Origin of the sequence: Nonomuraea sp. ZG12, from assembly GCF_052068115.1 — a bacterium.
GTDB lineage: Bacteria > Actinomycetota > Actinomycetes > Streptosporangiales > Streptosporangiaceae > Nonomuraea.
The window spans coordinates 117,915-130,254 of record NZ_JBQHCW010000010.1 but is presented as its reverse complement, the minus strand read 5'-3'; the positions used below and the strand labels follow the sequence as shown (position 1 = coordinate 130,254).

Genomic DNA, 12,340 nt, shown 5'->3' with positions numbered 1-12,340 from the left:
GGCGGTCACAGCTCCTTGCGGGAGCCGCCGTCGATCATGAAGTCGGCACCCGTGGTGCTGCCCGAGCGCGGCGAGGCGAGCAGCACCACCGCGTCGGCGACCTCCTGCGGGTCCACGAGGCGGCCGGTGACCAGGCGCATCATCTCGGGCGCCACCTGAGCGATCACGCTGTCCCGGTCGGCCCCGGCGAAACCGCCGATGATCTCGGCCGCGCCGCCGTTCTTGGTCCACCAGTCGGTGAGCACCGGGCCGGGCGAGACGGTGTTGATCCTGATGCCCTGCGGGCCGTACTCCTCCGACAGGGACTTGCCGAGGTGGTTCATGGCCGCCTTGGCGGCGCCGTAGTCGACGTTCATCGCGCCGGGCTGCACGGCCATGGTGGAGGAGATGTTGACGATCGAGCCGCCGCCACGGCTCAGCATGACCGGCACGGCCGCGCGAATGGCCCGTACGGCGGAGAACAGGTTGAACTCGAACATCTTCTGCCACTCAGCGTCGTCCGGGGCCAGGAAGCCCACCCTGGGCAGGGACACCCCGGGCGGCGGACCGCCGGCGTTGTTGACGAGGATGTCGAGCCCGCCGAACTCCTCGACCGCGCGTGCCACCACTTTGGCCGGGGCCTGCGGGTCCATCAGATCGGCCGGTACGTGCACCACCTTGCCGGGCAGCTCACCGGGAGAGGTACGGGAGACGGCCACGACGTGCGCGCCCTCCTCGGCGAGGGTCCTGGCGATGGCCAGGCCGATGCCCTTGGACGCGCCGGTGACCAGGGCGACGCGGCCGGAAAGCTGCAGATCCATGATGTTTCCCCTTCAGTGTGCGCTGTCAGGGAGGAGAACACCGGTCGGGCGGCGGTGGTTGCAGCGGGCTAGAGGAAGGGCGGGAAGGCGTGCCCGCGCCGCAGTCTGAGCTGGTCGAGCATGCGCTGGATGACCTCGCGGATCTGGTCGGTGAGGTTGAACACCAGCATCGGATCGTCGGCGGCGGACGGATCGTGGTCGTCGGTCCTGATCGGCTCGCCGAACTCGATCAGCCACTTCGACGGCAGCGGCACCAGGCCCAGCGGCCCGAGCAGCGGGAAGAACGGCGTGATCGGCAGGTAGGGCAGACCGAGCAGCCGGGCCAGGGACGGCAGGTCGCCGATCTTGGGGTAGATCTCCTCGGAGCCGACGATGGCGGTCGGCACGATCGGCACCCCGGCTCGGATGGCCGCGGCGACGAAACCGCCCCGGCCGAACCGCTGCAGCTTGTAGCGCTCGGAGAAGGGCTTGCCGACGCCCTTGAAGCCTTCGGGGAACACCCCCACCAGCTCGCCCTTGCGCAGCAGCCGGTCGGCGTCCTCAGGGCAGGCCAGCGTGTGCCCGGTCTTGCGTGACAGGTGGCTCAGCATCGGGAGCTGGTAGACCAGGTCGGCGCCGAGCAGTCGCAGCGCCCGGTCCGCCTCGTCGTGCAGCGCCACCTGCAGCATCAGCGCGTCGACCGGCAGGGTGCCCGCGTGATTGGCGACGATGAGCGCGCCGCCTTCCGGGGGCACGTGCTCCAGCTCCAGCGTCTCGGCCCTGAACCAGCGGTGATAGAGCGGCCGCAGCAGTTCGAGCAGCACCTTGTCGGTCAGCTCGGCGTCGTAGCCGAACTCGTCCACTTCGTAGTCGCCGGTGACCCGCCTGCGCAGGAAGGCCAGCAGCTCGTCGGGGCCGCTCACCGGCGCTCTTCCCCACTCACCGGCGCTCTTCCCCGAACGGGCGCAGCCCGCGCGAGCGCAGGAAGTCGTCGAACGCCGCGCCCGTGCCGAACTTCGGCTTCCAGCCCAGCTCGGCCTCCAGGGCGCCGGAGTCGACCACGCGGCCGTGGCTCATCAGGCGCAGCTGCTCGGGTGAGTAGTCGACCAGCCCGGTCCGGCGCACCACGGCGCCCAGCATCCGGACCGCGGGGGACAGCAGCGGCAGCGACAGCCGCCCCGCCCTGCGGGCGCACTGCGACAGCAGCAACACGCCCGCCCCGGCCACGTTGAACGTGCCGGGGTGATCTTCCTTCGCCATCCGGCGCAGCACCTCGACCGCGTCGTCCTCATGGACGAACTGCAGCCGCGGATCGAAGCCGAACACGGTCGGCAGCACCGGCTGGGTGAAGTAACGGGTCAGCGGCGAGTCCACGCCCGGCCCCATGAAGTTGGCGAAGCGCAGCAGCGACACGCTGACGTCGGGACGCCGGCGCGCGAAACCGCGCACGTAGCCCTCGACCTCGGCCGCGTCCTTGGCGTAGCCGTGGCTGGGGCCGTCGTGCGGCTCCAGGTCCTCGGTGAACACCGCCGGATCCCTGGGAGAGGATCCGTAGACGGCCGTGGTCGAGCGGACGACCACGCGCCGCACGGTCGCGGAGCGCTGGCAGGCACCGAGCAACTGCATGGTGCCGATGACGTTGTGCTCCTTCATGGCGGCCCGGCCGGTGCCCCTGGAGGGGGCGCTCACCAGGCTCATGTGGACCACGGTGTCGATGTCGGCGGCCGCGATCACCTGGGCGATGTCGGGGCTGCGCAGATCGACCCGGACGAACTCCGTCCGGCCCAGGGAGGCGCCGCCATCACGGGTCAGCGAGGGCGGCGGCACGGTGTCCACTCCGATGACGCGGCTGACGTCCGGGTCCGCCGCGAGAACACTCGCCACCCGTGCGCCGATGTGGCGCGAGACCCCGGTGACTAGCACGGTGTGGGTCATCAGCGCCTCGCAGCTGCGTCGACTACTTCTTGTTACGCCGCTGGATGCGCGTCTTCTTGAGCAGCTTGCGGTGCTTCTTCTTGGCCATCCGCTTGCGGCGCTTCTTGATAACAGAGCCCACGGGACCCCCAGGTAACTGATCACACGTCTGAATCGGTGTGCGAGCGCACACCGGGTGCCAGACTACCGGCGATCGGCGGTGGATCGCCCCCCGGGGTGAGAGCCCGGCCGCTCGAGTGTCGGCCGGGCCTCTCCCGCGACGGTATTCACGGCGTGCTCACGGCGCGCCGCTACTCCAGTTTCAGCCTGCCTCGATGTAGGCCTCGCGAAGATAGTCGTGCACCGCCTGTTCAGGCACTCTGAACGAGCGGCCGACGCGGATGGCCGGCAACTCGCCCGAGTGCACGAGTCGGTAAACGGTCATCTTCGACACTCGCATGACCGTGGCCACTTCGGCCACCGTCAGGAACTTCACCTCGCTGAGAGGTCTTTCGCCTGCACCCATCGGACGCCTCTTCCGCACGTGTTTCCGGGTTATCCCCACTGGTGCCATTGCTCACGCACGTGTACTGCCGTCAGCGTAAGTCGGGACTCCGAGTGCGCAAACCCCCTAGTTTCTCAGTCCGCGGAGTCGCCTGTCAGCAGAACCAGCAAACTCCCTGGCCAGCCGCCGGATCGAGCCCCTCGCCTGAACCCTGAACCTGTGCAACCTGTCACCCATAAGAGTCGCCCAGGCCTCATCAAAAGTTGGCAAAGGGACGGCGAGCCTCTTGGAATGCAGGCGCGAAAAGACGGTATCGGGATGACCGATTTCAACTCATAGGGCTCGTGTGACTCTTGTGACCAAGCGCTCGGTCAACGGCGTGTAATAACGCGGTAGCACATTGTCGTCAAGCGGCACCACCACATCGATCTTGCCCTCGGCCTCTCCGACGAAGAGCCCGGGGTCGTTACTGTCGGCGAAAGCCACAGTGGGCACTCCCGCCTCTCCAGCGGCCCCTGCCCACCCGTGGTCGGCGATAACCAGGTCCGGGTGCGCCTCACCGAGCTCGGCCAGCATGTGCTCCATCGGGGCCGCGTCATGCGTGTGCACGAACGCGCCCTTCTCGTCGAGCATCGCCACATCGCCCAGGTAGCGGATCCGGCGCGGCCGGCCGAAACCCGACCCGGAGTAGGCCCAGCCCTCGGCGGGCGTCAGCAGGCTCGCCCCGCACTCCAGCGCGAGCCTGGCGAGCGGCAGGTGCACGGCCAGCAGGCCGGTGGGGTGCCCGGTGGCGAACAGCACCCGCGGCCGCTCCGCCGACAGCGCGGCGGCGATCCGGTCGGCCATGGCGTCGAGCGCGTCGATGGTGCGGTCGGGGTCGATGGTGTCCTGGCCCCAGCGGTGACCGGGGTCGGCGACCACGCCGGCGGCCTTGGCCATCAGCGCCAGCACGTCGCGGAACGTCCACCGCTGCTCGAAGGTCAGGCCCAGCATGTAGTAGGGGTCCTGGTTGGCCAGCGAGCTGTAGTGGTCCAGGTTGTTCTCGCGCGCGGTCGCGACGTCGCCGGCGATGCGGCTGTGGATCAGATGCTCGCGGAGTTCGTCGCGGCTCAGCACTTTTCGGGTCCTTAGGGCATCGGGTCGAGGCCGTGCAGGGGGAAAACCGCATGCCGGGTCGCCATGACCGCACGGTCGATGGGGTCCGCTGGATCATAACCACGGGATAGATCCTGAAATTCCGGGTTTCTACCGTCCGTCATGGTCAGCGGGGGCACCTCCCCCGTACGTTCCCGTACGAGCCGGCGCCAGTTCTCGCTCGTCGGGGTGGCCGGGTCGAGCGGGTGGCCCGACAACTCGGCGATCAGGTGGGTCCACACCCGCGGCACGACCTGCACGAGCTCGTAGCCGCCACCGCCGGTCGCGATCCAGCGGCCGCCGGCCGTCTCGTGCGCCAGGCGGTGCAGCGCCGCGTAGGCGGTCCGCTGGCCGTCGACGCTGAGCATCAGGTGGGCGAGCGGGTCCAGCGCGTGGCTGTCGCATCCGTGCTGGGTCACCAGGAAGTCCGGCCGGAACTCGCGCAGCAGCGGCGGGACGACGGCGTCGAAGGCCCGCAGCCAGCCGGGGTCGCCGCAGCCCGCGGGCAGCGCCACGTTGACCGCGCTGCCCTGGGCGCCCGTCTCGCCGGCCGAGCCCGTGCCGGGGAACAGCGTGAGCGGGCTCTCGTGCAGGCTGATGGTCAGCACCCGGGGGTCGTCGTAGAACATCGCCTGCACCCCGTCGCCGTGGTGCACGTCCACGTCCACGTAGGCGATCCGTTCCACGCCCTGCTCCAGCAGCCAGGCGATGGCCAGCGCCGGGTCGTTGTAGACGCAGAAGCCGCTGGCCGAGCCGGGCATCGCGTGGTGCAGCCCGCCCGCGACATTGACCGCGTGCTCCACCGAGCCGTCGTAGACCGCGCGGGCCGCGGCCAGCGAGGCGCCCGCGATCAGCGCGGAGGCCTCGTGCACCCCGGCGAACGCCGGGTTGTCCGTCGTGCCGAGCCCCACCGCCAGGTCCGCCCGGCCGGAGGCCGAGACGCGCTTGACGGCCTCGATGTAGGCGGGATCGTGCACCAGGGCCAGCTCGTCGTCCGTGGCCAGCTCGCAACCGCCCATCTCGATCTTGTCGAGCACGCCGAGATCCCTGGCCAGCGCCATCGTCAGCTCGACCCTGACGGGGGCGAGTGGATGTGCGGGACCGAAATCGTAGGAGGTGAGGGCGTCGTCCCAGATGACCCGCGCCGACTGGCTCATGCCTGCTCCGTTTCCCTCGCCTTGAGGTGACGTTACCGCAGCGTCAACGGCCGCCGTCCAGGCGGATCGCCCGGCAACGGCGAGGAAACATCGCGTAGCCTCTGATCATGCGCTTCGTGCGTCCATTTCAGGCCGCATGGCGATTCTTCCGCCGCCCACGGGTCTTCGACGCCCTGCTCGTCATCGTGGTGACCGTGCCGGCGACCATCGGCGCCGTCCTCTCCTGGTCGGAAGGGCACCCCGACGCCGCCATGGGCGCCGCGCTCCTCGTCGTCTCCATGCTCCCCCTGCTGGTGCGGCGGACCCGGCCGCTGCTCGCCGCCGGTCCGGTGACCTTCCTCGACCTCGCCGGCCTGGCGACCGGCCTCACCGGCAGCGGCAACCTCGCCGCGACGATCGCGTTCTACAGCGTGGGCCGCTACACGCGGGGCCGCACCGCGCTGATCGCCGCGACGCTCGGCGGCGCCCTCTACGCGACCGGCCTCGCGCTGTTCGCCCCGGCGTCGGGGTCCTGGCCGACCGGCGTGTTCGTGACCCTCATCCCGGTCGGCTTCGGTCAGCTCGTGCGGGTGCGGGCCGAGCTGAGGGAGCGCGCGCAGCGCGAGATGGCCGACAGCGCCGTACGGGCCGAGCGGCGGCGGATCGCCAGGGAACTGCACGACGTGGTGGCCCACCACCTGAGCGTCATCAACGCCCTCGTCGGCGGCGCCAGGGCCACGCTGCCCCCGGGACAGGACGTCACCCGTGAGGCGCTGACGGGCGCGGAGGAGACGGCCCGCCAGGCCCTGGCGGAGATGCGCCAGCTCCTGGACGTGCTCAGAGCCGACGGGGGCAGCGCCGCCGACGCCGCGACCGGGGTGGGCGCCGCCCGGCTGCCGGCGCTGGTGGACGAGGCCAGGACCGCCGGACTGCCCGCCAGCCTGACCGTGACGGGTGAGCCCGTGACCCTGCCCACCGCCGTGGACCACGCCGTCTACCGGATCGTCCAGGAGGCCCTGACCAACACCCGCAAGCACACGGTCGGCGCCCGCGCCAGCGTCCTGCTGACCTACGACCCCACGGCGATCGAGGTCGAGGTGGTCGACGACGGCGCCGCCAAGCTGCCCGCGTCCACGGGCTTCGGCCTGAGCGGCATGGCCGAGCGGGTGGCGCTGTGCGGCGGGGACTTATGGACCGGCCCGCGCTCGCAGGGCGGCTTCCGCGTGTGCGCGCGCATCCCCCTGGAGAAGAAATGATCACGGTGCTGCTGGTGGACGACCACGAGCTGGTTCGCAAGGGTTTCAGGCTGATGCTCGACGCGCAGCCGGACCTGACCGTCGTCGGCGAGGCGGCGGACGGCGCGGAGGCGGTGCGGCTGAGCAGACGGCTCGACCCCGACGTGGTGCTGATGGACCTGCACATGCCCGGCGTCGACGGGGTGCGCGCCACCGAGCAGATCACCGGCGAGCTCCCCGGCGTGCGCGTGCTCGCGCTGAGCACGTTCGACCTGGACGAGAACGTGGTCGCGGCGCTGCGGGCGGGCGCCTGCGGCTTCCTGCCCAAGGACGTCTCGCCGGAGGAGCTGGTGGAGGGCGTGCGCGTGGTGCACCGGGGCGAGGCCGCGGTCGCGCCGCGCCTGCTCACCGGTCTGATCGGCACGTTCGTACGGGCTCCCGAGCGGCGTCGTGTCACCCCGCCGCCGCACCGGGACGCGCTGGCCCGGCTCACCGAGCGTGAGCGGGAGATCCTGGTGCTGATCGCGCGCGGCCTGTCCAACACCGAGATCGCCGAGCGGCTCGGCGTCGCGGCCTCGACCGTCAAGAACCATGTGACCAGCCTGTTCGCCAAGATCGGCGTCCGGGACCGGGCACAGGCCGTGATCGTGGCCTACGAGGCCGCCCTGATCACCCCCGGCGAGTAGTCCACCGGCCTCGATCCGAGGCCGCTCCGGTCGCCCCGGTCACCCCGCCCGAACGCGGCGTCTCAGCCGGAGGCGAGCTCGCGGCCACGGTCGCGGGCCGCCTCGATGGCGGCCAGGAAGGCGGCGCGGACGCTGTGCCGCTCCAGCTCGGCGATCGCCGCGATGGTGGTGCCTCCCGGGGAGGTGACGGCCTCGCGCAGGATCACCGGATGCTCGCCCGAGTCGCGCAGCATCACCGCCGCGCCCACGATCGACTGGGTGACCATGTCGAGCGCCGAGGCCCTCGGCATGCCGAGCAGGATGCCCGCGTCCACCATGGCCTCGACCAGGTAGAAGAAGTAGGCGGGGCCGCTGCCCGACAGCGCCGTGGCAGCGTCCTGCTGCGACTCGGGGATGCGCAGCACCTTGCCGACGGGGTCGAGCAGGCCCTCGGTGCGCCGCAGGTGCTCCTCCCCCGCGTGGGAGCCGGCCGAGATGCAGCTCATCGCCTCGTCGAAGCGGATGGGCGTGTTGGACATCACCCTGACCACGGGCGCCTCGACGCCTAGGCGCTGCTCGACGAAGGCCGTGGTGATGCCCGCCGCCGCGGAGATCACCAGGCGGTCGGCCGGCACGTAGGGGGCGATCTCGGCCAGCAGCGCCGCCATGTCCTGCGGCTTGACCGCCAGCACCAGGGTGTCGGCGGACTTGGCGGCCTCGATGTTGGACACCGTGCGGACCCCGTAGGTCTCCCGGAGCGCCACCGCGCGCTCCGGCCGGCGCACGGTGGCCAGGATCTCGCCCGGCTTGAACCCCGCCCGCAGCAACCCGGACAGCAGGGCCTCGCCCATCTTGCCGGTGCCCAGAATCGCGATCATCTTCTGCCTCTCACCTGGTCGACGCTGGCCGCAGCCTACCGGCGGCTAGCCGCGCGTCAGCAGCGACCGGGCGAAGAAGGCCAGGTTGGCGGGGCGCTCGGCCAGGCGGCGCATCAGATAGGGATACCAGTCGGCACCGTAGGGCACGTAGACGCGCACCCTCGCGCCCTCGGCCGCCAGGCGCTCCTGCTCGTCCGGACGCACGCCGTACAGCATCTGGTACTCGAAGCCGGACTGGTCGCGCTCTTCGAGCACCGCCAGCGCGGCGGCGATGCGCACCAGCCGGGGGTCGTGCGTGGCGACCATGGGGTAGCCGGTGCCGGCCATCAGCACGCGCAGGCAGCGCGCGAAGGAGCGGTCGATGTCGGCCGCCGAGGTGTGCGCGCCGGGAGCCGTGTAGGCGCCCTTGCACAGGCGCACCCTGGCCCCGTCCAGCCGGTGGCAGCGCTCGACCGAGTCGCGCAGGTAGGCCTGCACCACGACGCCCACGTCCGGGTGCTCCTTGCGGAGCGTGGCGTGGATGGAGTGGAGCCCGGCGATGGTGTCGTGCTCCTCGGCGTCGAGGGTCAGCGTGATGCCCCTGGGCACGGCGTGCTCGCAGATGGTGGCCGCATTGTCGAGGGCGAGCTGCTCGGACAGGCGCAGCCCGAGCGCGGTCAGCTTGACCGACACGTCGGCGCCTTCGGGGAGGCGGTCGAGCAGGGCCAGGTAGGCCTGCACGGCCCGCTCCGCCTGGGTCCTGTCGTGGACGTCCTCGCCGAGGTGGTCGACGCTGACGAGCAGGCCCTTGCGGGTCAGCTCGTCGACGACCCGGCCGACGTCGTCGGCGACGTAGCGCCTGACCACGTCCGCGGTCAGCGGCGAGGTGGACACGACGCGCTCGGCGCGATCGCTCCGGGAGATGGCGAGAAGAGCCTGACGCAGCACGTCATCACCCTAACTTCACCGATGCCCGCGGCCGCGGGGATTCGCCGACTGAACCGGTCGGCTGTCACATTCGTCGTATGGGTATGCGAACAGCGACGACGACTTTCCTGGCCGGATGCCTGGTGCTCGCGGCTGGCTGCGGCACGACGACCCCGGTGCGGCAGGCCGCTTCCACCACGCCCGCCACGCCGGTGTCCAGCACCGAGGTGCCGACGAGCACACCGCCGACCAAGGGCCCGAAGCAGGTCAAGCCGGTCGGCAACGCGATCAACACCCGTAAGGCCCGCTGGACCTCCGCCAAGCCGGTGTCCAAGGGCCGCAAGGTGCGGCTCGTCTGGTGGTCGGGCGTGGAGCCGTGCACGGTGCTCGACCGGGTGAAGGTCAAGGAGACCGGCAAGCGGGTCACCATCACCCTGTACGAGGGCGCCGCTCCCAAGGCGGAGGACCTCTCCTGCATCATGATCGCGGTGGAGAAGACCACCACGGTCAAGCTCAAGTCCCCCCTCGGCGATCGCAAGATCGTGGACGGCGCCAAGTCCTGAGCACGTCTGCCTGCTTGTCACGACAGCGGGAACTATTCCGCCATCTCAGGGGTTGAGTCGGATAGGCTCAAGTCGTTTGACAAAGACAGCAGGCATTCGTACGTTGAGTCTGACCGACTCAACTTTGACTACAAGGACGTACTCATGGCACGTGCGGTAGGTATCGACCTTGGGACGACCAACTCCGTCGTCTCCATCCTCGAGGGCGGTGAGCCCACCGTCATCGCCAATGCGCAGGGCTCGCGGACCACGCCGTCCGTGGTCGCCTTCGCGAAGAACGGCGAGGTCCTGGTCGGTGAGGTCGCCAAGCGGCAGGCCGTCACCAACGTGGACCGGACGATCCGCTCGGTCAAGCGCGAGATGGGCACCAACTGGTCGCAGGAGATCGACGGCAAGAAGTTCTCGCCGCAGCAGATCAGCGCCTTCGTGCTGCAGAAGCTCAAGCAGGACGCCGAGGCCTACCTGGGCGAGAAGATCACCGACGCCGTGATCACCGTCCCGGCCTACTTCAACGACAGCCAGCGGCAGGCCACCAAGGAGGCCGGCACGATCGCGGGCCTCAACGTGCTCCGCATCATCAACGAGCCGACCGCGGCGGCCCTGGCCTACGGGCTCGACAAGGAGAAGGACCAGACGATCCTGGTCTTCGACCTCGGCGGCGGCACCTTCGACGTGTCCCTGCTCGACGTCGGCCAGGAGGACGGCCACGGCTTCGTGGAGGTCAAGGCCACCAGCGGCGACAACCACCTCGGTGGCGACGACTGGGACCAGCGGGTCGTCGACGAGCTGGTCAAGCGGTTCAAGAACGCCCACGGCGTGGACCTGGCCAAGGACAAGATGGCCCTTCAGCGCCTGCGTGAGGCGTCGGAGAAGGCCAAGATCGAGCTGTCCAGCCAGTCCGAGACCAACATCAACCTGCCCTACATCACGGCCTCCGCCGAGGGCCCGCTGCACCTCGACGAGAAGCTGACCCGGGCGGAGTTCCAGCGGCTGACGGCCGACCTGCTCGAGCGCGCCAAGGGCCCGTTCAACCAGGTCATCAAGGACGCCGGCATCAAGGTCTCCGACATCGCGCACGTCGTGATGGTCGGCGGCTCGACCCGCATGCCCGCCGTCTCCGAACTCGTCAAGGAGCTGACCGGCGGCCAGGAGCCCAACAAGGGCGTCAACCCGGACGAGGTCGTCGCCATCGGCGCCGCCCTGCAGGCCGGTGTGCTCAAGGGTGAGGTCAAGGACGTCCTGCTGCTCGACGTGACCCCGCTGTCGCTGGGCATCGAGACCAAGGGCGGCATCTTCACCAAGATCATCGAGCGCAACACGACGATCCCGACCAAGCGCTCCGAGGTCTTCACCACGGCCGAGGACAACCAGCCGTCGGTGCAGATCCAGGTCTACCAGGGCGAGCGCGAGATCGCTTCGTACAACAAGAAGCTCGCCACGTTCGAGCTGACCGGCATCGCCCCGGCGCCGCGCGGCATCCCGCAGATCGAGGTCACCTTCGACATCGACGCCAACGGCATCGTCAACGTCTCGGCCAAGGACCTGGGCACGGGCAAGGAGCAGACGATGACGATCACCGGCGGCTCCGCGCTGCCGAAGGACGACATCGAGCGGATGATGCGCGAGGCCGAGTCCTACGCCGAGGAGGACAAGAAGCGCCGCGAGGAGGCCGAGGTCCGCAACAACGCCGACGGCCTGGCGTACCAGACGGAGAAGTTCCTCCGCGAGAACGACGACAAGGTCCCCGGCGACATCAAGACCGAGGTGAACGACGCGCTCAGCGAGCTGAAGAAGGCTCTTGAGGGCACCGACACCGACGTGATCCGCACCTCGGCGGAGAAGCTCGCCACGGTCAGCCAGAAGATGGGCTCGGCCATCTACGCCCAGGGCCAGCAGGCCTCCGGCGGTGACGGCGCTCCCCAGGACGCCACGCCCGGCCAGGAGCAGAAGGCCGCGGACGACGACGTCGTCGAGGCCGAGATCGTCGACGAAGACCAGCCGAAGAAGGACAAGTGATGCCGCCGCGTGACAACGGGCACGAGGAGCCGGTGATCCGCGACAACCGCAAGATCGACCCGGAGACGGGCGAGGCGCGGGTGCAGGCCGACGGTGGTCCCGCCGTCGAGCCCGAGGCGCCCGCGCCGGCCGACGGCGAGCTGTCGGCGCAGCTCGCCGAGCGGACCGCCGACCTGCAGCGTGTCCAGGCCGAATACACCAACTACCGCAGGCGCGTGGAGCGTGACCGGATCGTCGTCCGCGAGCAGGCCATCGCGGGCGCCCTCACGGAGCTGCTCCCGGTGCTCGACGACATCGGCAGGGCTCGCGATCACGGCGAGCTCACCGGTGGCTTCGCGAAGGTGGCAGAGTCACTGGAGGCGGCGCTCACCAAGCTCGGTCTCAACCCCTTCGGCCAGAAGGGCGACCCGTTCGACCCCGTGATCCACGAGGCGCTGATGCACAGCTACTCGCCGGATGTGACCGAGCCGACCGCGATCGAGGTGCTGCAGCCCGGTTACCGGATGGGTGACAGGGTGCTGCGCCCGGCGCGGGTCGCCGTGGCAGAGCCGGGGGACGCCCCTTCGGCGTCCGACGAAGACGAAAACTGACGAGCACGAAGGGCCGTAG

Annotated in this window: 14 protein-coding genes; 5 read left to right on the top strand and 9 right to left on the bottom strand. The window is 70.2% G+C overall.

The genetic code is table 11. The annotated features are described in order from the left end of the window. Positions 1 to 5: 5 nt before the first annotated feature. The 7 genes from ACTMTF_RS26615 to ACTMTF_RS26585 form a co-directional block, all read right to left on the bottom strand. Positions 6 to 800 (bottom strand): SDR family NAD(P)-dependent oxidoreductase, encoded by a 795-nt coding sequence (locus ACTMTF_RS26615; RefSeq protein WP_441113113.1) that lies wholly within the window; start codon positions 798 to 800, stop codon positions 6 to 8. 68 nt (positions 801 to 868) lie between these two features. Further along, positions 869 to 1,702: a lysophospholipid acyltransferase family protein gene (locus ACTMTF_RS26610; protein ID WP_397005757.1), complete on the bottom strand. Its 834-nt coding sequence runs from the start codon at positions 1,700 to 1,702 to the stop codon at positions 869 to 871. Between the two features lie 16 nt (positions 1,703 to 1,718). After that, a complete protein-coding gene (locus ACTMTF_RS26605; RefSeq protein WP_441113112.1) occupies positions 1,719 to 2,714 on the bottom strand; it encodes an NAD-dependent epimerase/dehydratase family protein in 996 nt (331 codons plus the stop codon). Positions 2,715 to 2,736: 22 nt separating this feature from the next. Beyond that, on the bottom strand, positions 2,737 to 2,835 hold the full coding sequence (locus ACTMTF_RS26600) for a 30S ribosomal protein bS22 (protein ID WP_018654693.1): 99 nt from the start codon (positions 2,833 to 2,835) through the stop codon (positions 2,737 to 2,739). Between the two features lie 180 nt (positions 2,836 to 3,015). Next, positions 3,016 to 3,219, bottom strand: a complete 204-nt coding sequence (locus ACTMTF_RS26595; protein WP_026214222.1) for a helix-turn-helix domain-containing protein — start codon at positions 3,217 to 3,219, stop codon at positions 3,016 to 3,018. 312 nt (positions 3,220 to 3,531) lie between these two features. Continuing rightward, positions 3,532 to 4,314, bottom strand: coding sequence for a phosphatase (locus ACTMTF_RS26590; protein WP_397005761.1), 783 nt, complete (start codon positions 4,312 to 4,314; stop codon positions 3,532 to 3,534). A gap of 11 nt (positions 4,315 to 4,325) precedes the next feature. After that, positions 4,326 to 5,489, bottom strand: coding sequence for an acetoin utilization protein AcuC (locus ACTMTF_RS26585; protein WP_441113111.1), 1,164 nt, complete (start codon positions 5,487 to 5,489; stop codon positions 4,326 to 4,328). Positions 5,490 to 5,596: 107 nt separating this feature from the next. Between ACTMTF_RS26585 and ACTMTF_RS26580 the strand changes: the two genes are divergently transcribed. Next, positions 5,597 to 6,724, top strand: a complete 1,128-nt coding sequence (locus ACTMTF_RS26580; protein WP_441113110.1) for a sensor histidine kinase — start codon at positions 5,597 to 5,599, stop codon at positions 6,722 to 6,724. After that, a complete protein-coding gene (locus ACTMTF_RS26575) occupies positions 6,721 to 7,389 on the top strand; it encodes a response regulator (RefSeq protein WP_441113109.1) in 669 nt (222 codons plus the stop codon). Before ACTMTF_RS26580 ends, ACTMTF_RS26575 begins: the two co-directional genes overlap by 4 nt. Positions 7,390 to 7,451: 62 nt before the next feature. Here ACTMTF_RS26575 and proC read toward each other — a convergent pair whose 3' ends face one another. Together proC and ACTMTF_RS26565 are read right to left on the bottom strand one after the other, a co-directional pair. Next, positions 7,452 to 8,246, bottom strand: coding sequence for a pyrroline-5-carboxylate reductase (gene proC, locus ACTMTF_RS26570; protein ID WP_441113108.1), 795 nt, complete (start codon positions 8,244 to 8,246; stop codon positions 7,452 to 7,454). A 45-nt stretch (positions 8,247 to 8,291) separates the two neighbouring features. Next, positions 8,292 to 9,173, bottom strand: coding sequence for a proline dehydrogenase family protein (locus ACTMTF_RS26565; protein ID WP_441113107.1), 882 nt, complete (start codon positions 9,171 to 9,173; stop codon positions 8,292 to 8,294). A gap of 77 nt (positions 9,174 to 9,250) precedes the next feature. Here ACTMTF_RS26565 and ACTMTF_RS26560 point away from each other — a divergent pair, with 77 nt between their 5' ends. The 3 genes from ACTMTF_RS26560 (at position 9,251) to grpE (ending at position 12,321) form a co-directional block, all read left to right on the top strand. Next, complete coding sequence (locus ACTMTF_RS26560; RefSeq protein WP_441113106.1) at positions 9,251 to 9,715, top strand: hypothetical protein; 465 nt, start codon at positions 9,251 to 9,253, stop codon at positions 9,713 to 9,715. Between the two features lie 144 nt (positions 9,716 to 9,859). Further along, complete coding sequence (gene dnaK, locus ACTMTF_RS26555) at positions 9,860 to 11,731, top strand: molecular chaperone DnaK (RefSeq protein ID WP_441113105.1); 1,872 nt, start codon at positions 9,860 to 9,862, stop codon at positions 11,729 to 11,731. After that, positions 11,731 to 12,321: a nucleotide exchange factor GrpE gene (grpE, locus tag ACTMTF_RS26550; protein ID WP_441113104.1), complete on the top strand. Its 591-nt coding sequence runs from the start codon at positions 11,731 to 11,733 to the stop codon at positions 12,319 to 12,321. Before dnaK ends, grpE begins: the two co-directional genes overlap by 1 nt. Positions 12,322 to 12,340 lie beyond the last annotated feature (19 nt).